Raw genomic sequence first — 19,546 nt, forward strand, 5'->3', positions numbered from 1 at the left:
TCATTTTGTAATTTATCAAATCAATCACTTTTTCTTGCCTTTTATACCAATTTATTTCGAAGCTTGGGACTTTACACTTAACTTTTGCATAGAATGGATCCCGGCATATTAATCTCCAAAATGGCGCTATGAAATTTTTACGACAGATCTTAGAAAGCTTCCGTTTTGCCTGGCAAGCGCTCAAATCCAACATTACGCGCACAATCCTGTCGCTGCTTGGCGTAACGGTCGGCATTTTCGCCATTGTGGCCGTTTTCACCATTGTTGATTCGCTGGAACGCAGCATTAAGGACAGCCTCAGCTTCATTGGCGATAAGGTTATTTATGTTCAGAAATGGCCTTGGGGTTTTGGTGGTGAATATCAATGGTGGAAATATTTTCAATGGCCGGAGCCCACTTATGCCGAATACAAATTTCTTTACGACAACCTGGAAAGTGCAAGTGCAGTCGCCGTCATGGATTTTCGGGGCAGTACAACACTAAAAAATGGTTCCAACAGCATTGTGGCACAAATTCAGGGCGTTTCTTACGAATACAATCAAATCTCTGAAATCCCGATCCAGATCGGCCGCTATTTCATCCCGCTGGAAACCAACAATGCCAGAAATGTGGCCGTCGTAGGCGCGGACATTGCCGACGCGCTTTTCCCAGGACAGGATCCGGTGGGAAAAGCATTCAAACTGGCAGGAAATAAATTTACAATTGTGGGCGTGCAGGTGAGAAAAGGAGAGAGTCTCGTCGATTTTGGGGGAAGTCCGGATAAGAATTGCATCATTCCATTTGCATCATTTTCAAAACTGTTTCAATCCGGGAGGCGCAATGCGGACATTGTTGTGAAGGGTTTCCCGGAAGATGAGGGAATGAAGGAAGTGGAAGCAGAAATAACAGGCTTAATGCGAACAAAACGAGGCATTAAGCCGCGGGAAGGCAATAATTTTTCACTCAACCGTCCCGAGGCCGCAGCGGATGCCATTGCGGGTCTTTTTGCTGTTTTAACAATTGCAGGCTGGGTGATCGGAAGCTTCTCCATTTTGGTGGGAGGCTTTGGGATTGCCAACATTATGTTTGTTTCTGTTAAAGAAAGGACGAATCTCATCGGCATCCAAAAATCGCTTGGTGCGAAGAACTATTCTATTTTGTTCCAATTTCTGTTTGAGGCAGTTATGCTGAGTTTGGTTGGTGGTTTGGTGGGGATTTTCCTTGTTTTTCTGCTGTCATTCATGCCATTGGGATCACTTCAAATTCTGTTAACACCAGGGAATATTCTGTTAGGCTTGGGAGTTTCGAGTGTGATCGGCGTGCTGTCGGGAATTGTGCCTGCCATGCTGGCGGCGCAAATGGACCCTGTAATTGCGATCCGAGCGAAATAATAACTAGGAATAATCAAACTGTTTTGCGAAGTTCGCTTCAATCAATAAACTCAGAAAAATACTGCTATGCGTAAATGGGTCATATTTGCCATCTTTCTGGCCATCATTTTTGGAATTTTATATTACCTGACTTTTGGCTATTACAGCGAAGGAAAACGAGGAGGTTTTATCACCAAGCTGAGTAACAAAGGATATTTGTTCAAAACTTACGAAGGCGAACTCAGAATGGGTGGCCTGTATGAAGGAGACGGCACTATGAATTCTTCGGAATGGGTGTTTTCGGTGAGTGCAAAAAATAAGGATGCGATTTCGAAGCTGGAAGAGGCGATTAAGAACGGACAACGCGTTTCGCTCACTTATGAGGAGAAATTCTTCACGCTTCCATGGAATGGAGATACAAAATATTTTGTGACCAATGTGGAGGTTCTGGAAAATGTCAGGTCAAATCAATTGCCTCAGCCGCCGCCATCCAACTTGCCGGCACCGACGGAACTTGATACAACAAAAGCACTTTAATGTAAAGCGGGACTAACCTCCCGCTTTTTTTGCTTTATAACCCTTGCCGGTAAGCCAGGTGATAACCTTATCGCGGTGATCGCCCTGGATCTGCACTTCCTGATCTTTCACTGTGCCGCCGCTGCCGCAAAGGGCTTTCAGTTGTTTGCCCAATGCCTCCATATCCGCATTGGTCCCAATAAAACCTTTGACAACCGTAATCACTTTTCCACCCCCTTTGCGATCCAGCCAGATCCTCAGGTCCTGTTGCGCCGGCGGCAATGTATCCGGCTCGTCAGCTCCGGAATCGTTATACTCGAAATCGGGATTTGTTGAATAAATAACTCCCGTGCGGTTCTTTTTTGACATTACACAATTACGCGCAGGCTCTGCGGTTTAATTTTAATTTCTATCCTTTTTGTGTCCAGCTGCAAAGGTTCTCCATCGTAATGGATCATCGGCGGCGCGTCCGTTTCCACCACAGCTTCCTGCAAATGCTGATAATCGATGTAGCGCGACGCCTTCATCTGCTTTGTAAATAATTGATAGGCCAGATTTGTTCCATACCATTTTGGAAAAGGCTTAATGGTGCACACATCCAGCATTCCGTCCTGCAAGCTGGCCTGCGGCGCAACCCACGCATTATTCCCAAATTGTCCGGCGTTGGCAAATGATAAGGAAAATGCCTCCGTATCCACGCCATTCAACCGAAAGCGCTGCGGCTTATAGCTCCAATAAGATTGAAACGAAACATTCACATAGGTTGCTAGTCCGCGCTGTTGCTGCTGGCTGAACAAATGCCCGACATATGCGTCGAAACCCATTCCTGCTGTGCAGAAAAAAGGCGTTTCGTTAATTTTTGCGCTGTCAATTGTGATTGTTTTTCCTTCAAAAAGTCTGTTTAATGATGCTTCCAATGTCAGCGGAATACCCAAGTGACGTGCCAAGCCATTGCCGGAGCCGAGTGGAATAATGCCCACCGCTTGGTTTGTATGGATCAGAGGCCGGGCAATTTCGTTCACCGTGCCGTCTCCGCCAACGGCGACAATCGCTTTCCAGGCTGTATTTTTAATGTTTTCTTCCACGAGCACGGTCGCATGTCCGCGGTGTTCGGTGAAGAGGATTGTGGCCTGGGCGCCGTGATTCTTAGCAGCTGATTCAATTGCGCTTACTATCTCATCCGCCTTACCTCCGATAGAGGTTCCCGAATTTGGATTTAAAATAAACAGATAAGCCGGCTTGTCCACTGGTCAGGCAAAGAATAAGAACAAAATGAGCAGAAACACAATGATGAATAAATAATAAAGTCCGTCGATAAAAGGATATTTCTGGCGGTCCAGCTTCTTAAACAAATCGTCGAACTTACTCATTCTACATTTCTGATTTGGATTATAATGCTTTAAACAGGTTCCCAAATTTCTTTGGAGTATATTTAATAGCAGGAAAACAATTTACAAAAATCCACAAAAAATATGAGAAACCGGCTCTTTGCAATCATACTGGTCATGATTTCGCTTGGTACAAAAGCACAATCTGCAAAAGATAAAGAAACGATTATCGCGACCATGGATCGCCAGATGTCTGACTGGAACCGGGGCGATATTGATTCCTTCATGAATGGTTACTGGGAGTCGGATTCGCTGATGTTTGTCGGCAAGTCGGGCATAACATATGGTTACAAGGCCACGCACGAAGGTTATCTCAAACGTTATCCGGATCGGGCAACAATGGGAACATTGAAATTCACTTATCTGAACCTTACATTTCCCGGCAAAGATGTGGCGTTTTTAGTTGGTGAATTTCACCTTACCCGACCTGAAAAAGGGGACCTGGAAGGACATTACACATTGCTTTGGAAAAAGATCAATGGCAAATGGGTTGTTGTTTGCGATCACACCAGCTGATAAAAAAAACAGCCCGGGCTCAAAGCCAGGGCTGCAAATCTATTTCGAAAATCGTTTTTACAATCTCTTAAACTTCAACAGCGCGTTTACCGCAGGTTTTGTTGCATCCAATTCGGTATTAGCAATCACAGTAAGCTCCGTTGGTGTTTGTGTGAATTTGAAATCCTTCGCCGTTGTGCCGCTTTTAAGGTTTAACACATCTCCTGTCACTTTCCATGTTGAACCATCTCCTACTGGAGCAATCGTACTAATTGCAAGAACAGCAACAGGGCAGTCGGCAGTGGTCAATGTATTATCTGATTTGAAAGTAAGTTTCAGATCAAGATAACAAGGTGCTAATGTTGGTAATTGGACTAGTTGTGGCAGTGTTCCGGGAGTTTCAGCTGAAACCGAAGTCAGTTGCCAGGTTCCAACGATCGGGTTGTCGTCCACTTGTGGAGCCGGATTCTCGTCATCATCCTTACAAGCCGTTACGATGACAGCCATGATCGTGAAAGTCAAGAGGGTAAATTTGCTTAATGCTGCAGAAATTTTCATAGCTGACCGAATCGTTGTTTAGTTTCGTATATCGTTAAGTCTAACGTCCAAACTTACTGGAAAAATGTTTTTTCAGGAAATTTTTATGTGTTAACGTGACGAATTACCACTTGAAGCTGAAAATCAAGCCTTAACGGTTCATTTGGTCAAAAAAACTCGCAGCAAATCCTCCGCTGCTGACCCGGGAAGCTCTTTTCCTTGCTTAACCAGATCTTCCAGCTCCTGCAACTTACTTTTCACTTTTGCATCGCCATAAAACTGATCTTCAAGCGCTTGCCTGATCTGATCGTGCATCCAGTTGACGTTTTGTTTTTGTCTGTTTTGATCAAAAAAACCATTGGCACGCGTCACTTGCTCATATTCTTGAATGAGTGCCCAGATTGAATCCATGCCATTATCCGTCAACGCCGAGCAAGGAAGCACTTTCGTAAGAAAGCCCGACGCTGATTTTGGGAACAAATGCAATGCATTCTGATAAGCAGACATTGCGTGATTAACCGCCGCAACATTGTCTCCGTCCGCTTTATTGATCGCGAGGGCGTCGGCCATTTCCATGATTCCTTTCTTAATGCCCTGCAATTCATCGCCTGCTCCCGCCAGCATGAGCAACAGGAAAAAGTCTGTAATGCTTTTGACAAGCGTTTCTGATTGTCCTACGCCGACTGTTTCTATCAAAATAATTTCAAAACCCGCCGCTTCGCAAAGCAGCATGATTTCTCTCGTGCTGCGCGCAATGCCACCGAGAAACAAACCCGTCGCAGAAGGCCGAATGTACGCCAGCGGATTGTGGGCCAGCTTTTCCATGCGCGTTTTATCGCCTAATATGCTTCCGCCGGAACGCTGGCTGCTCGGATCAACCGCGAGAACGGCAACGCTTTTGCCAATGGAAGTCAAATGTGTTCCGAATGATTCGATAAAAGTGCTTTTGCCAACGCCCGGGACACCGGTGATGCCGATCCGCAGTGAATTTCCTGTTTTTGGCAATATGTTTTTAAGAATCGCCGCCGCAATTTCCTTGTCTCCGGGCAGCTTGCTTTCCGTTACAGTGATGGCGCGGCTGAGCATAACGCGGTCTCCGGCGAGGATGCCAGCCGTGTAATCTGCAATCGAAAGGCGTTGACGCATAGTCTGTTTTTGTAGTAAAACCGGTAATAGTTTGTAGCAGATTTCAGTTGGCAAAAATTAAACTTTTTATCTTAAAAAAGGCGAAAAGCTGTATATTGCTCGTTTACAATCACATAATTTCAATATATTATCATAAGAATGAAAATTTCAGTATTTCGTCTGAGCTTGTTATTCATGGCAAGCATTGGATTTTTTAATGTTCATGCACAGGAGCAGGACAAAGTGAAGTATGATTCACACGTGCTTTTTCACCCACTTTTTAATTTCCAGCCTGGAAACGAGTATCGCACCGGAGGAGGTGCTCCCGGGCCGAAAATATTGGCAAAATAAAGCCGATTATAAGATCAATGTCGCGTTGGAAGAGGAAAAAGGAACGGTGAGCGGAGATGTTGAGATCACTTACAAGAACAACAGCCCCGAAAATCTTGAATTTATCTGGCTTCAACTTGACCAGAATGCTTTTAGCGATCATTCCCGCGGAGGAAGAACAACGCCTGTAACCGGCGGCCGATTTGGAAATACAGGTTTCAACGGCGGCGATTCCATCCGCACAGTGACTGTTCAGCAGGGTAAAGGTGGTTTTGTAGAATCAACTTACAAGATCACAGATACGCGCATGCAGATCCGACTGGCGAACCCGGTGAAGGCAAACGGCGACCTGATCAAAATTAAGATCGCTTATTCTTTCAAAATGCCTGAATATGGCTCTGACCGAATGGGAACATTGGAAACCAAAAACGGCATTGTATACGAAATGGCGCAGTGGTATCCGCGCGTGGCAGTGTTTGACGACATTGAAGGCTGGAATTTATTGCCTTACCTTGGCGCAGGCGAGTTTTACCTGGAATATGGCAGGATCTTTGAATACAATGTTACTGTGCCGTGGGACCATATTGTTGTAGGATCTGGTGAATTGCTTAACCCAAATGAAGTGCTTACGGCTGAGCAACGCAAAAGGCTGGCTGATGCAGCAAAAAGTGATCAGACGGTTGTGATTCGCAGCGCCGAAGAAGTGACTAACCCGTCCACAAGACCAAAACAATCGGGTACGCTGACATGGCGTTTTCGCTGCTTGCAAGCGCGTGATATCGCATGGGCAACCTTCCAAGGCATTTGTCTGGGATGCAGCGCGGATGAATCTGCCAAAAGGAAAAACTGCATTGGCGCAGTCGGTTTACCCGGCTGAAGACGGCGGATTGGACGGCTGGGGCCGTTCGACTGAGTATGTGAAGGGCTGCATCGAGTTTTTATTCAGGTTATATTCATGAATACACTTACCCAGTTGCAACCAATGTGGGCGGAATCGTAGGTGGAATGGAATATCCTGGCATCGTTTTTTGCAGCAGCGAAAGCCGCAAAGATGACCTTTGGGGCGTTACAGACCACGAATTTGGTCAGCAACTGGTTCCCGATGATCGTGGGAAGCAATGAGCGTAAATATGCCTGGATGGACGAAGGTTTTAATACATTTATCAACTTCCTTTCTGCGGATAACTTTAACAATGGAGAGTATAAAAGCGCACAAATGAATGATTTGCAACGTCTGGCGCCAATTATTTTCCTTGTCCAAAAGCAGATCCGATCATGACGATTCCGGATGTGGTGCAAGCTGTAAATCTGGGCTGGGAAGCTTATTATAAGCCCGCGCTTGGTCTGAAAATGCTTCGTGAGCAGGTTTTGGGCAAAGAGCGTTTTTTGATTATGCATTCCATTTATATGTGCAGCGCTGGGCATTCAAACATTCCGACTCCTTATGATTTCTTCCGGACGATGGAAGATGCATCGGGTGAAGATTTGGGCTGGTTCTGGAAAGGATGGTTTTTTGAAAATTACAAGCTGGATCAAGGCGTTAAGGACGTAACTTACGTTGAACAAAACCCGCAAAAAGGCTCATTTATCACCATTGAAAATCTGGATCAGTGGGCAATGCCAGCCAAAATTGACATTGAAGAAGTGAGTGGCAAAAAAACGCGTGTTGAATTGCCGGTTGAAATCTGGCAGCGCGGCGGAAGCTGGACTTTCAAAGCCGCTACTCAGCAGCCGATCCGCTCGGTGACAATTGATCCTGAGCACAGTTTGCCGGACATTAACCCTGAAAACAACGTTTGGAAACCAGCAATGTTTGCTGAACCGGAAGTTAATTAAGGAACGATTATAACAAGCAAAAGCCCCGCAGCGTAAACTGCGGGGCTTTTTTATGATAAAAAACCGAAGATCAAACTGTGATAAGCATCGCGCCGTACGAGTAACCGCCACCAAAAACGGTGATCACAATGTTGTCGCCTTTCTTAAACTTGTCTTTATTTTCAGATAATGCAATGGCACAACCCGCGCAACCTGTATTTCCCAGATACTGAATGTTGGAAATGAGCTTGTCGGCTGATATACCCAGCGTATTAATGACATTCAAACTAATCCTGTGATTGGCTTGATGCGGAATCAAATAATCCAGATCGTCGATGGTTAATCCGCAAGCCTGTAAAACCTGCTGGCTGACCTTTGGCATATATTGGCACGCGTTCTGGAATACATCGCGGCCGTAAGGCATAACAACGCCCCGGTCATTTGGCCGCAACACAACGGCTTCGATTGCTTTTCCGCTTGTTGCCGCACCGCCCGTGATCAATTTCTTGATCTCCATGTCCGAATCGGTCTGGCGCTCTTTCGAAATCAATAATGCCGAAGCGCCATCACCCCACAAATGTCCTGAAACCGTGTCCATTTCATTATAATAGGCCGTATTGTGATCGGAAACCACCACGACAGCCTTCCGATGCTTTGCCCAATGCAAAATATCCTTCAACGATTTCGATTGCATTCAATAATGATGAGCAAGCTGACGAAATGCTGACAATCCGGAATGTCAGGAATTTGAAGTTGGTGCTGAACTGCGTGCGCTAATGTAACGATTGTATCATAGGGCGTATAAGTTGCTCCGATAATCAGGTCAATTTCATTTTTGCTATATGGGATGTTTTCAAGTAAGGCCTCAACTGCTTTCATTGCCATTGTTGAAGTATTTTCTCCGGGAGAAGCCTTACGTCTTTCTGAAATTCCAGTGCGTTCTACAATCCACTCATGGGACAGATTGTTAATATTTGTAAAATATTCATTACCAATAACTTCGCTTGGTAAATAATGACTAACTGTATTAATATACATGATTGAGAAGTTGACTTCGCAAGCTACGATTCTTTTTAATTCCGAAAGTTAAATATTTCGTAGAAATCGTAGTACTTAATATTTGAACAATTCAATAATAAGTTTATAAAATTATATTAAAAAGCATTCTCTGCTTATATTTCATTATTTGTTTTGTAAAGTTCGGTAAAACGTCAAAAGTATAACCTCTTCCTTCGCCCAGTTATAGCTTTTTTCAACCGAATTTCTTCCGTTATCACCCATTTTTACCCGGCTTGCAGGATTCTCAATCAGCCATTTCATTTTTTCAAACAGTGAATCGGCGTCATATGGTGATATACAAAAACCACATTGCGATTGTTCAACGACTTTTTGATACAAAGGAAAATCAGAAGTGATCACAGGCAAGCGCAGGGCCATGTATTCGAACAGCTTGGTCGTGTATGAATCCGGATAATCGGCGACGGGTTTCAAAAGCGCAATGCCTGCAACTGAACGAGACGCATATTTCAAGATTTTTCTTTGATCTGTATAACCGTAAAAATGGAGGTTTTCAGCAATTGCTTCATAGTTGGCTAACCGTTTCAACTCATCCTCATCAATCCGGACAGAACCGAACAAGTGCATTTTAAAATCAGGATAAATGCTTTTCAGTTTAACCAAAGCACGGACAAGCGTGTCAAAAGATCGTTCCAATGAAATGACGCCGCTGTAAATAAACTCCGGACTGGCATTGCCAACTTCACTTTTTGCATAATAAGTGTCTATAAAAGAAAGCGATGCATAATTGTGCACGACGGCTGAGGGAAATGCCAAATGCTGATATGCTGTCAAATAGGCATCTTCGGTGAAAATACAGGCGAACTGTATTCTGGCGCAATGATCAAAATAGCGGAAAAGAGCTTGATAGGCTCTCGCATTGTTATAATTTTTGATGCTGAACTTCTTGTAAAGATTTTCCTGCACTTCATAAATCACGATTGCGCCGAGCCATTTAAACACAAATGCAACCGGAATCAGCTCCGGAACGAAAATGTGGATCAGGTCCGGCTTCAGACGCAGGCATTTCCATAAAAGTATGGGATGGGAAATGAGCAATCTGAAAAGCAGGGTTTGAAATTCAGGGAGAGCGATCATGTTCACCTGACCGTTTGCAGCAGCATTTGGCAAGGCGCAAAAAACCTCATAATCTCCGGCAAGCGACGGTGCGATTTTGTAACCGATCCTCGGATCGGTTGCCGGATGAACTGTGCTGACAAGCAAAACGTGTCGCCTCATGCCGCGCCGACAATGTTGACGCCCGAAGATGTGCCTATTCGCGCAGCGCCCGCTTCGATCATTTCAAGTGCTTGTTCGCGCGTATTAATCCCGCCAGAAGCCTTTATTTTAACATTAACAGGCAAAATAGACCGCATTTTCCTGACAATTTCGGGATCTGCACCGGCTGACGCAAAACCTGTTGATGTCTGACAAAATCCGCACCGGATTCTGCACATATTTCACAAGCCGTATAAAGGTCAAATGAGTCCATATACGCCGTTTCAATGATCACTTTCAGGATTGCGCTGCTTTCGTGCGCCAGGTCGGCAAGTTGCTTCAATTCCTCGCGCACACTGAGATAAGCCATCGACTTAAAGCGGGAAATGTTCATCACCACGTCCAGTTCCGTAGCGCCATCCTGCAATGCATTCTTGGCTTCAAAAAGTTTTGTGGCAGTTGTGGAATAGCCAAACGGAAATCCGATAACCGTTGCAATCTCAATCTTAATCGGACAAAACTCCATCATTTCAACCACATAGGGAACATAGGAAGGAGCAACGCAAACGGCCTTGAACTGGTGTATCCATGCTTCTTCACAAATTTTTCGAATGTCCGTTTCACTTGCTGTTGGAGTTAGCAGCGTGTGGTCAATGTAGGAGGAAATGTCACTCATAGTGCTTTACGAATGGATATAAAAAAGTAAAAACCCCGTCTGGGCGACAGGGTTTAGTACATTCATCTATAATTTCTGATTATTTCTTGCTTTTGGCTTCGGTTGCAGGCGCTTCTGCCGCAGGCTCAGTTGCCGTTTCTTCGGTTACTGTTTCCGCTTCTGTTGCAGCTGCTGTTTCGGTTGTTTCTTCCGCTGTTTCTGCTGATGCTTCAAACAGTTCAGGCGTATATTTTGACAACAGGTTATACCAAGTAATGATCTTCTTGATGTCGGAAACGTAAACTTTTGATCTGTCAAAATCAGGAAGGATCTTGTTCAGGAACTCGATAAGCTCTTTGTCAGAAGCGCTTTTAGGCTGCAAAGTAACTTCTTCGCCATGCTCTTCACGAATTTTAAGGAACACGTCCGCCAAAGGAGCTGATTCTTCTTCACCGTCCGTAAAAATAGAAACGTCTTTCAAAACTGAAACACGTGCAGTTGGTCCGATCAACGTTTTTTCGCGCTTTTCATCCAGACTTTCTACGATGACACCTGCACGGCTAGGCTTAAGAATGCGGAACAAGCCGCCTTTTCCTGAAACATTTGCTATTTCTTTCAACAAATCCATTCCTGTTGACTCTACTTTTTCACTCATCCTTTCTTACTACTAGTTATATCTTAATAATGATTATGTTGTATGCGACGACCAACGAAATTTTGCGCAAAATAACGGAAAGATTGAGCGTTAAACAACCCTCCGGCTTACTTTGTAGTTTCAAACGACTGATTATAAGTTTCTATTGCTTTCAGGATCGCCTCGCGGCCTTCGTTTTTTTCAGCGGAGGTCACATACATTTCCGGCACTTCTTCCCACGATTCACTCAGTTTTTGCTTGTAAGCCTCCACCTGGTTTGCCACCTGACTTGGTTTTAGTTTATCGGCTTTGGTAAAAATAATCTGAAACGGAATGCCTGCTTCTCCCAGTCCGGCCATAAATTCGAGGTCGACGGCCAATGCGCTATGCCGCACATCAATCAGTACAAATGTGCATATGAGGTTCTCGCGGTTGTGCAGATAATCACCGATCATTTTTCCCATTTTTCCCGCTCCACCTTGCTCACCTTTGCATAACCGTAACCCGGCAAATCGACCAGATACCACGATTCATTAATAAAATAATGGTTAATCAGCTGTGTTTTACCCGGTTGCTGTGAAGTTTTCGCGAGCGATTTCTTTTCAGTCAACATATTGATCAGCGAAGACTTTCCCACGTTGGAGCGCCCAATGAAAGCATATTCCGGCAAAATCGGATCCGGACATTTCTGATAATCCGAATTGCTCATTACATATTTGGCTTCCTGAACTTTCATGCGTTTTTGACGTTAATATTACTGCGAAGTTACTTCTTCTTTTTTGATCTAACCTCAAAAGCCTGTCTGCGGGAATCATTAGACAATGCAATTGGATAAAATAAAACAATAGGGTATTTTCGTTTAAGGAACATTAAAATCTTAACTAAATCAAAAAGATGAAAAGTCTTAAAAAACTGTCTTTCCTTATTGCGATTCTCACCTTGACATTCGCGGTTGCGTTTGCAGAAAAGGGAGATAAAAAAGAAACGAAAACGAAAGAAAAAGGCATCCAGTTTACGGAAGCCAAATGGGCTGAAATCCTGAAAAAGGCGAAAGCTGAGAACAAGATCATATTTTTCGACGCTTACACCACTTGGTGCGGGCCCTGCAAAATGATGCAGAAGAACGTTTTCACACGCGACGACGTGGCGGCAGTTTTTAGCAAGAATTTTATCAATGTGAAATATGACATGGAAAGCGGCGAAGGTTTGACGCTGGCCAATAAATATCCATTGGAAGCATATCCAACATTATTTTTTATTGATCAAAAAGGCAAAGTCGTAAAGCAAGTAATCGGTTATCAGACACCTGAAAAACTGCTTGAACTTGCAAAATCAGTTAAAAAGCCAGCGCCAAGCGCGATCTGAGCAACATTATAATGAAAGCAAAAGCCCCGGAGGATTTCCTTCGGGGCTTTTGCTTTATATCTCAATGCAGATCTTATTCGTAGTAATTTGGAACACGGTGTCCGCTGCTTTCCAGAAGTCTGTCTTTCTTGAACAGCAACACGTCAGCCTGAACCATATCATTCACGAGCGCTTTTAAGTCGTATTTAGGTTTCCAGCCCAATTTTGTCATTGATTTCGTTGGGTCTCCGATCAGCAACTCCACTTCCGTCGGACGGAAATATCTTGGATCAACAGCGACAACTTCTCTTCCGATCTCAACCTGGAAGTCTGGATTGTCACATCTTACAACTTTGGCAATTTCATCAACGCCTTCGCCTGTGAATTCAACTTCAATGCCCACTTCTGCAAAAGCCATTTTCACGAAATCACGGATGCGTGTTGTAATGCCGGTTGCAATCACGAAATCTTCTGCAACTTCCTGCTGAAGGATCAGCCACATCGCCTCTACAAAATCCTTGGCATGTCCCCAGTCGCGTTGTGCGTCTAGGTTTCCAAGATAAACTTTGTCCTGCAATCCCAATGCAATCCTTGCAACTGCACGGGTAATCTTGCGGGTTACGAAAGTTTCACCTCTTAATGGAGATTCGTGGTTGAAGAGGATCCCGTTCACAGCAAACATATCATATGCTTCGCGGTAATTGACTGTGATCCAGTAGCCATAAAGTTTGGCAACCGCATAAGGCGAACGTGGATAAAAAGGAGTCGTTTCCGATTGCGGAACCTGCTGAACCAAGCCGTAAAGTTCAGACGTAGAAGCCTGATAAATTTTGGTTTTTTTGGTCAAACCCAAAAGGCGAACAGCTTCCAGGATACGCAATGTGCCTATTCCGTCGACATTAGCCGTGTATTCTGGCTCTTCAAAGCTCACCTGCACGTGCGACATGGCACCCAGGTTATATATTTCGTCAGGCTGCACTTCCTGAATGATGCGAATGATGTTCGTCGAATCGCTCAGGTCACCATAATGAAGCTTGAACCGGACATTTTTCTCGTGCGGATCTTCATAAATATGGTCAATGCGCTGCGTGTTGAACAACGAGCTGCGGCGCTTGATGCCGTGAACCTCGTATCCTTTGCTCAGAAGAAGTTCGGCCAAATATGCTCCGTCCTGTCCGGTTATGCCGGTAATTAAGGCTATTTTCATCCTGTTATTAGTATGTATACGTGGATAATGCTATCCGTTTTAAAAAGTGAATACAAATAAAGCGCTCAATGTCAGTTGCTTTCAGCCGTAGGGCTTACCATCAGACTTCGTTTAATGTCAACCCGGTCAGCGAGGATCACTGCGGATGAATATTGTTCGCGGATCAGTTCAAGATATTGCTCGGCATCGCTGCGATACATAAAATCTCCTACTTTGACGCGGTAAGTCGGTTGCGTGTATGAAACGTATGGATTGAGATCGGGGAAAGACTGGTAAATGTAGCTTTTTGCATCGTCAGCCTCCTGTCTTACATTGCCCACATAAATTTGGATCCGGAAACCATTAATGTAGCGAATCGATTTATTGTGCTTTGCAAGCGTGTCAAGCACTGTTTCGAGTCTTTTATTGACATACAAAGGCTTGTCTACATTCGTTTTGGGGGCCGGAGTGCTTTTCGGGGTGCTCGTCGGCTCGTTCCGTTTCTCGGCAGCCGGTTCAACATATTCAAAACGCGGGCGCACGGACGACAAATCTTCTTTATACTCAGCACTTGACGAGCTGACAACGGATTTTTTGCTACAACCTGAAAGGATGATTATGAAGAGATGCAAAGCCCATAAAAAATTCTTTTTCAGCATCATATCCTTAACCTTTAAACCTGAGCCTGCAAACTTAATGAAAAATGGATGAATCACCATAACGCGCTATTTTGAATGTTATAGCTAACTTTACCCGGATTTATTTATCGGCACAATGCAAATCCAAACCAATTTTTCTCTTCGCCACCTCAATACTTTCGGGCTCGACTCAGTCGCTTCATTTTTTGCCAAGGTCACATCCATTGCGGAATTAACGGAAATTTTACGCGATCCGACGTGGGAACAGACGCCTAAATTTATACTTGGCGGCGGGAGTAACGTGCTTTTTACCAGGAACATTGACGCACTTGTCATTCATCCGGCGCTCAAAGGAATTAGTATAATTCAAGAAGACGAAAAGCAGGTTTTGTTAAACGTTGGCGCTGGTGAAAATTGGCACCAGTTTGTAATATATTGTGTAACAAATGGATACGGCGGCGTGGAAAACTTGTCGCTCATTCCCGGCACAATAGGAGCCGCGCCCATGCAGAATATTGGCGCTTATGGCGTTGAAATAAAAGATGTGGTGGAATCTGTGGAAGCCGTGCGCATGGCGGATGCAGAGTTGAAAGTCTTTTCTAATGCTGAATGTGAGTTCGGTTACCGCGAAAGTGTTTTTAAAAAAGCATTGAAAGGCAAAATACATTGTCACCGGAGTAACATTCAAATTAAGTAAAAAACCTGTGCTGAATGTCGGTTATGGCGATGTGCAGAAGACTTTGGCTGAAATGAATGTTGCAATTCCTACCATTAAGGATGTCAGTGATGCGATTATTCAGATTCGAAGAAGCAAGCTGCCGGATCCTGCACAGATCGGTAATGCGGGCAGTTTTTTCAAAAACCCTGAAATTCCGGCTGAACAATATGCATCGCTTAAAAGTGACTTTCCAAACCTGCCCGGATATCCCGTAAATGACAAAACGGTGAAAGTGCCGGCTGGCTGGCTGATTGAGCAGGCAGGCTGGAAAGGTTATCGCGAAGGCGCCATTGGTGTGCACGAAAAGCAGGCTTTGGTGCTCGTTAATTATGGCGGTGGAAGGGGAGAGGACATCAGGCTTTTATCAGAAAAAGTACAAAGTTCAGTCGCCGCTAAATTTGGAATTCATCTTCATGCAGAAGTCAATTTTATATAAGTAAACACCCTATTATGCCAGGCAGAAAATTATACACATCGCTTTTCCTTGCACTTTTATTCATTGCCATTTTTCTGATCAAAGACCGGTTTCACATGGGCTTGTATCAGGATGAACACCATTATTTACCCACAGCCGTGCTTTTCAGCACTGAGCCAGTCCCTTCAATCGATCTGCTGACCAGCTATAATGAGCTTAACACACCCATTCCTTTCATTCTGGGCGGTTGGGTTTTGCGCATTTTCGGAGAAGACATTCAGCATTTGCGGTTACTGACTTTCTTTACGAGCTTTTTCGTTGCTTATTCTTTTCGTGTGGTTTAGTCCGGAAAAGACAAAGCGTTTTTATCTCTGCCTGGGCGGTCTGCTGATATTTCCCAACTATTATTTGTGCAGCGTTTATTACTATACGGACATTTTTGCCATGTTTTTTGTTCTGGCAGGCATCATTGCTTATCTGCGAAATGCGCACATTTGGGGCTTAATATTACTGGTCGCCGCAGTCGCTTGCAGGCAATATATGCTCGCTTTTCCCGCTGCTATTGCTACATTTGAAGTTTTCAAACATTTAAAATGGAGTAAACAACCCGGCTCAATTTTCAAATCTATTTTCGCTGACAAAACCTGGATTTACTATTTACTTGCCGTGTTGTCGATTGTTCCGTGGGTGCTTTTGTGGCATGGTCCGGCGCCGGCACCCGTTATGGCCCAGCAGCATTATGATTCAGATAAGCTGGTTCAGTATAATTTTGGCTATTTAATGTATGCCTCAGCGGTTGTTGCTGTTTACTACATTCTTCCGGAGTTGATTGTGACCCGCAGGTTCAGTCATTTTATTGATTATCCCAAAAAGAACCCGAAGCTTTTCATCGCATTTTTGGTCATCGTTGTTGGCATTATCGCTGTTTTTCCTGCCAAACAAGCTTATAACCCCTATTTTACGTGGCCATATTTGGGCTATCTTGATCAGGCGCTGATGACAGTCGGGATTAGCGGATTGCTCAAACAGATTATTTTCGGACTGCTCATGCTGGTGACATTGGTAAGATTTGTAACGCCAAATTTCACGCTTTCTGCCTGGGTGTTGCTGCTCAACATTCTGCTGCTGGGCAAGGCGCAATTGTCGTGGGATAAATATTCGCTGCCGATGATCATGGCTTTGTGGTTCCTGGCGATGTACGATGCGCATTGGGGATTGTCTGCTTCACATTCAGAAAGCAAGTCCACCGCGCTGAATGTAAAATATTAGGATATATTCATATTCAGTTTTTAGCCAAATTTGATTTTGAAAACGATTGTTTATTAGATGAAATGAATTTTACACACCAAAGATTTTTCCTGCTAACATTCATGCTGTGCTGCTCGGTAAGCAGTGTTTTTGCCCAACGCTTTTTCTCCGTCGTTTTTGACAAGTTGCCTAAGGACATGCAAGTGTATGCCCGAAACGACAGCAATATGGCCGAAGTTCCAGTTTCCGGCGTCATCGAGCTCGCTGGTTGGGACCATATGTCACTCGTTACGCTGCGAAACAATGTGCGGACTGATTACCAAAAATCTACTTTAAATTACGGAGGGAAAACGGCAGCCAATTTTAGCATGAAGTCTGCAATCAAGGCCGAAATGGCAGATTATTCTTTCGAAGTCTATGCCTGCCATGAAAAGGATTCGACGCTGATCGTAAAACGTGATGAAGTCGTTGCGGGAGATTTTTACGTGATCAGCGGACAATCCAATGCTGCTGCAACGATTTTCGGGCCGTGGTCTAACAAATATTGCCGCACCATTGCACGCACACCCGACGGCGACCCGTCCTTGCTTCCGGGCGATACATTATGGACGCCGGCTGCGTGGTCGTGGACTTACGTGGGCGCGTGGGGACTGGAATTACAAAAGTCTATTCTTGAAAACGACAGCATTCCGACGTGTGTGATAAACGGGTCATTGCCAGGGAAGAAAATAAGCGAATTTCTGGTCCGGGACGCAGGCGATCCTACCAGTTTCACATTGTATGGCTCACTCCTGAAACGGGTCCGAGCAGCCAGACCATCGCGTATCCGGGCATTTATCTGGATGCATGGCGAGCAGGAAGTGTTCGAGAATATCAGCAATTATGAGACACAATTCGACCAGTTATATAATTTCTGGAAGCAAGATTATCCCGAAGTCGATCAATTCCTGGTTGTTCAGACGAATGTGATCATTCTTCGTGGGGACGAGCCGAATCGGGTAAGCGGTGGAATACGGGATTTCCTCAGAAGAACAAAATACATTTACCCAAAAACAGACCATTTTTCGGCAATAGGAACGCCTGGCTACGATGGCGTGCATTATGAGCGCTTTGGTTACGAAGAATTTGGCAGAAGGATTTACCGCTTTTTCAGACCAACGATTTACAATTCGAAGGATTCGGATAATGTGCGCAGTCCGGACATTAAGCGCGCGTTTTACAGTTCTCCCGAAAAAAAGGAAATCACATTGGTTTTTGACGAAGGACAATCATTGAAATGGCCGGCTGATTCAACAGTGGCCGGGCAGGATGGCAAGCCGCTTGTGCTTAGTTTAAAGAATTTTTTCTATCTGAATGGTGATGAAAGTAAAGCTGCATTCTCGGCTGCGAAAGCAGAAGGAAATCGGGTTACATTAACCTTGAAAGAGGCTGGGACGGCGACAAAGCTTCGTTATCTGCCCTCATTTTATCCTGAAAACCTTCCGCTGATTGTGCCATATTCTTTCAATATTGGCATCTCTGACCGGCCCGTTTTTGCGTAATAAAAGAGGCTTAGCAGCATTTTCATTCGATAATGTGGCCATTGGCGATGCGCTTGCAGACATTGAGCTGGCTGCTAACCGCACATTCAGATTCAGTAATTTTATCCTGGAAAGCGATTGAAGGCGTAACTGAATATGTCCTCGAAAGAAAAACCGCAGACAATGCGCCATATGAAATCCTAAAACGATTTGACTCTAAAACGCTCTTATATTTGAAGATCAGGATTTTGAACTGAATGCAACTTACACTTATCGCATGCAGGCATTCAGCAATGTTTCCGAATCGCGATATGCAACAGTCCGCGTGGATCTGACGCCGATTCTGGCTGTTGAACCTCATAACAGGGAATTGCTTTGGAACATTTATTCCAATCCTGTCGACAATGTTCTGAAAGTTGAGTTCAAGGATTTGACGTCGGGAAAAGTCAAGGTGGTCAATAGCGCATGGCCGGAATTTCATCCAGGCACCTATCAAATCGGTAAAAGACTGGGAAATGGATATTTCTAAATGGCCGTCGGGGTTGTATCTGCTCAACATTGAGCAGCATAACGGGCATGTGAGCACGCAGAAATTTATGAAGCGATAAATTTAACTGCCGAGTCCGAGTAACGAACGATGCAATAAAGAGCGCGAAATCCGTCTTTCCAGTTGATTTTCTTGCCCTCTTCATAGGTGCGGCCGTAATAGGAAACGCCTACCTCGTAGATCCGTATTTTGGAGATTTTGGAGATTTTTGCAGTAACCTCGGCTCGAAGCCGAAACGTTTCTCAACGAGCTTCATGTCTTTCAGATAATCGGCTCTGAACAATTTATAGCATGTTTCCATATCTGTAAGGTTCAGATTGGTGCACATGTTGCTCAGGAAAGTAAGGAGCTTGTTGCCGATACGCTGTGCCAGAAAAAAAGAATGCGATGTGGTTTCCCGCCCATAAATCTGGAACCGTAAACCACATCGGCATACCCGTCTAAAACAGGCTTCAACAATATATTAAATTCCTGAGGATCATATTCAAGATCGGCATCCTGGACGATAATGTAATCGCCTGTTGCACGCCGGATCCCCGTATGAAGCGCAGCGCCTTTGCCCTGATTGTACTCATGGCGAAAATAGCTGACTTCCATAGTCGGATTTTCCTCAATAAACCGTTTTGCAACTGCCTCTGTATTATCAGCAGAGCAATCATTTACTATCACAATCTCTTTTTGAAAATTACCAATCAGCTCGACGGATTTAAGTTTTTCCAGTACTCGCCAGATTGTTTTCTCTTCGTTGTAGGCAGGGACAATAACTGATAATTTCATTCAAAAAGGTAAAATCGTGACTGTTTATATTGGAT

22 protein-coding genes and 4 pseudogenes are annotated in these 19,546 nt (G+C 44.4%); 13 read left to right on the forward strand and 13 right to left on the reverse strand.

Annotated elements, in window-relative coordinates; translation table 11 throughout:
• Positions 1–128 precede the first annotated feature (128 nt).
• Together AC0IYG_RS29070 and AC0IYG_RS29075 are read left to right on the forward strand one after the other, a co-directional pair.
• Entirely contained in the window at positions 129–1,370 is a 1,242-nt protein-coding gene (locus AC0IYG_RS29070) for an ABC transporter permease (RefSeq protein ID WP_471714549.1), read from the forward strand.
• A 66-nt stretch (positions 1,371–1,436) separates the two neighbouring features.
• A complete protein-coding gene (locus AC0IYG_RS29075) occupies positions 1,437–1,886 on the forward strand; it encodes a hypothetical protein (protein WP_471714550.1) in 450 nt (149 codons plus the stop codon).
• A 12-nt stretch (positions 1,887–1,898) separates the two neighbouring features.
• On the opposite strand, the gene AC0IYG_RS29080 is transcribed toward AC0IYG_RS29075, so the two are convergent.
• Both AC0IYG_RS29080 and AC0IYG_RS29085 read right to left on the reverse strand, forming a co-directional pair.
• Entirely contained in the window at positions 1,899–2,234 is a 336-nt protein-coding gene (locus AC0IYG_RS29080) for a translation initiation factor (RefSeq protein WP_471714551.1), read from the reverse strand.
• Positions 2,234–3,112, reverse strand: a complete 879-nt coding sequence (locus AC0IYG_RS29085) for a diacylglycerol/lipid kinase family protein (protein WP_471714552.1) — start codon at positions 3,110–3,112, stop codon at positions 2,234–2,236. Before AC0IYG_RS29085 ends, AC0IYG_RS29080 begins: the two co-directional genes overlap by 1 nt.
• A 225-nt stretch (positions 3,113–3,337) precedes the next feature.
• On the opposite strand from AC0IYG_RS29085, the gene AC0IYG_RS29090 reads away from it, so the two are divergent.
• Positions 3,338–3,769 (forward strand): YybH family protein, encoded by a 432-nt coding sequence (locus tag AC0IYG_RS29090; protein ID WP_471714553.1) that lies wholly within the window; start codon positions 3,338–3,340, stop codon positions 3,767–3,769.
• Positions 3,770–3,826: 57 nt separating this feature from the next.
• Here AC0IYG_RS29090 and AC0IYG_RS29095 read toward each other — a convergent pair whose 3' ends face one another.
• Positions 3,827–4,306: a lipocalin-like domain-containing protein gene (locus AC0IYG_RS29095; RefSeq protein ID WP_471714554.1), complete on the reverse strand. Its 480-nt coding sequence runs from the start codon at positions 4,304–4,306 to the stop codon at positions 3,827–3,829.
• Positions 4,307–4,444: 138 nt separating this feature from the next.
• Complete coding sequence (meaB, locus tag AC0IYG_RS29100; protein ID WP_471714555.1) at positions 4,445–5,431, reverse strand: methylmalonyl Co-A mutase-associated GTPase MeaB; 987 nt, start codon at positions 5,429–5,431, stop codon at positions 4,445–4,447.
• A gap of 174 nt (positions 5,432–5,605) precedes the next feature.
• Between meaB and AC0IYG_RS29105 the strand changes: the two are divergent.
• Positions 5,606–7,576 (forward strand): annotated as a pseudogene (locus tag AC0IYG_RS29105) (M1 family metallopeptidase).
• A gap of 70 nt (positions 7,577–7,646) precedes the next feature.
• Here AC0IYG_RS29105 and AC0IYG_RS29110 read toward each other — a convergent pair.
• From AC0IYG_RS29110 to yihA, 6 genes and pseudogenes are all read right to left on the reverse strand, one after another.
• Positions 7,647–8,593, reverse strand: a pseudogene (locus AC0IYG_RS29110) (3-oxoacyl-ACP synthase III family protein).
• Positions 8,594–8,737: 144 nt separating this feature from the next.
• Positions 8,738–9,850, reverse strand: coding sequence for a glycosyltransferase (locus AC0IYG_RS29115; RefSeq protein WP_471714556.1), 1,113 nt, complete (start codon positions 9,848–9,850; stop codon positions 8,738–8,740).
• Complete coding sequence (locus AC0IYG_RS29120; RefSeq protein WP_471714557.1) at positions 9,847–9,987, reverse strand: hypothetical protein; 141 nt, start codon at positions 9,985–9,987, stop codon at positions 9,847–9,849. The genes AC0IYG_RS29115 and AC0IYG_RS29120 overlap by 4 nt, the downstream gene beginning before the upstream one ends.
• Positions 9,954–10,505 (reverse strand): deoxyribose-phosphate aldolase, encoded by a 552-nt coding sequence (gene deoC / locus AC0IYG_RS29125; RefSeq protein ID WP_471714558.1) that lies wholly within the window; start codon positions 10,503–10,505, stop codon positions 9,954–9,956. Before deoC ends, AC0IYG_RS29120 begins: the two co-directional genes overlap by 34 nt.
• Before the next feature lie 79 nt (positions 10,506–10,584).
• The gene (locus AC0IYG_RS29130) at positions 10,585–11,139 is read right to left on the reverse strand and encodes a DUF5606 family protein (protein ID WP_471714559.1); all 555 of its coding nucleotides are present in this window, start codon (positions 11,137–11,139) and stop codon (positions 10,585–10,587) included.
• 107 nt (positions 11,140–11,246) lie between these two features.
• A pseudogene (gene yihA / locus AC0IYG_RS29135) lies at positions 11,247–11,854 on the reverse strand (ribosome biogenesis GTP-binding protein YihA/YsxC).
• Between the two features lie 158 nt (positions 11,855–12,012).
• On the opposite strand from yihA, the gene AC0IYG_RS29140 reads away from it, so the two are divergent.
• Complete coding sequence (locus AC0IYG_RS29140) at positions 12,013–12,483, forward strand: thioredoxin family protein (protein WP_471714560.1); 471 nt, start codon at positions 12,013–12,015, stop codon at positions 12,481–12,483.
• A 73-nt stretch (positions 12,484–12,556) separates the two neighbouring features.
• Here AC0IYG_RS29140 and gmd read toward each other — a convergent pair whose 3' ends face one another.
• Together gmd and AC0IYG_RS29150 are read right to left on the reverse strand one after the other, a co-directional pair.
• The gene (gene gmd, locus AC0IYG_RS29145; protein WP_471714561.1) at positions 12,557–13,669 is read right to left on the reverse strand and encodes a GDP-mannose 4,6-dehydratase; all 1,113 of its coding nucleotides are present in this window, start codon (positions 13,667–13,669) and stop codon (positions 12,557–12,559) included.
• Between the two features lie 71 nt (positions 13,670–13,740).
• On the reverse strand, positions 13,741–14,367 hold the full coding sequence (locus AC0IYG_RS29150; protein WP_471714562.1) for an SPOR domain-containing protein: 627 nt from the start codon (positions 14,365–14,367) through the stop codon (positions 13,741–13,743).
• Between the two features lie 55 nt (positions 14,368–14,422).
• On the opposite strand from AC0IYG_RS29150, the gene AC0IYG_RS29155 reads away from it, so the two are divergent.
• The 8 genes from AC0IYG_RS29155 to AC0IYG_RS29190 all read left to right on the forward strand — a co-directional run bounded on the left by AC0IYG_RS29155 (position 14,423) and on the right by AC0IYG_RS29190 (position 18,795).
• Positions 14,423–14,983: an FAD-binding protein gene (locus tag AC0IYG_RS29155; RefSeq protein ID WP_471714563.1), complete on the forward strand. Its 561-nt coding sequence runs from the start codon at positions 14,423–14,425 to the stop codon at positions 14,981–14,983.
• A gap of 7 nt (positions 14,984–14,990) precedes the next feature.
• The gene (locus tag AC0IYG_RS29160) at positions 14,991–15,440 is read left to right on the forward strand and encodes a hypothetical protein (RefSeq protein WP_471714564.1); all 450 of its coding nucleotides are present in this window, start codon (positions 14,991–14,993) and stop codon (positions 15,438–15,440) included.
• Positions 15,441–15,454: 14 nt separating this feature from the next.
• Positions 15,455–15,763, forward strand: coding sequence for a hypothetical protein (locus tag AC0IYG_RS29165; protein ID WP_471714565.1), 309 nt, complete (start codon positions 15,455–15,457; stop codon positions 15,761–15,763).
• The gene (locus AC0IYG_RS29170; RefSeq protein ID WP_471714566.1) at positions 15,738–16,688 is read left to right on the forward strand and encodes a hypothetical protein; all 951 of its coding nucleotides are present in this window, start codon (positions 15,738–15,740) and stop codon (positions 16,686–16,688) included. Before AC0IYG_RS29165 ends, AC0IYG_RS29170 begins: the two co-directional genes overlap by 26 nt.
• Before the next feature lie 62 nt (positions 16,689–16,750).
• Entirely contained in the window at positions 16,751–18,208 is a 1,458-nt protein-coding gene (locus AC0IYG_RS29175; RefSeq protein ID WP_471714567.1) for a sialate O-acetylesterase, read from the forward strand.
• Positions 18,201–18,329 carry a hypothetical protein gene (locus AC0IYG_RS29180; RefSeq protein WP_471714568.1) on the forward strand — a complete coding sequence of 43 codons (129 nt, stop codon included), beginning with the start codon at positions 18,201–18,203 and terminating at the stop codon, positions 18,327–18,329. Before AC0IYG_RS29175 ends, AC0IYG_RS29180 begins: the two co-directional genes overlap by 8 nt.
• Positions 18,330–18,464: 135 nt before the next feature.
• A complete protein-coding gene (locus AC0IYG_RS29185; RefSeq protein ID WP_471714569.1) occupies positions 18,465–18,716 on the forward strand; it encodes a hypothetical protein in 252 nt (83 codons plus the stop codon).
• The gene (locus AC0IYG_RS29190) at positions 18,703–18,795 is read left to right on the forward strand and encodes a T9SS type A sorting domain-containing protein (protein ID WP_471714613.1); all 93 of its coding nucleotides are present in this window, start codon (positions 18,703–18,705) and stop codon (positions 18,793–18,795) included. The genes AC0IYG_RS29185 and AC0IYG_RS29190 overlap by 14 nt, the downstream gene beginning before the upstream one ends.
• Here AC0IYG_RS29190 and AC0IYG_RS29195 read toward each other — a convergent pair.
• A pseudogene (locus tag AC0IYG_RS29195) lies at positions 18,782–19,511 on the reverse strand (glycosyltransferase family 2 protein). The gene AC0IYG_RS29190 and the pseudogene AC0IYG_RS29195 overlap by 14 nt on opposite strands.
• Positions 19,512–19,546: the final 35 nt, after the last annotated feature.

Source organism: Dyadobacter sp. AC419 (assembly GCF_979253085.1).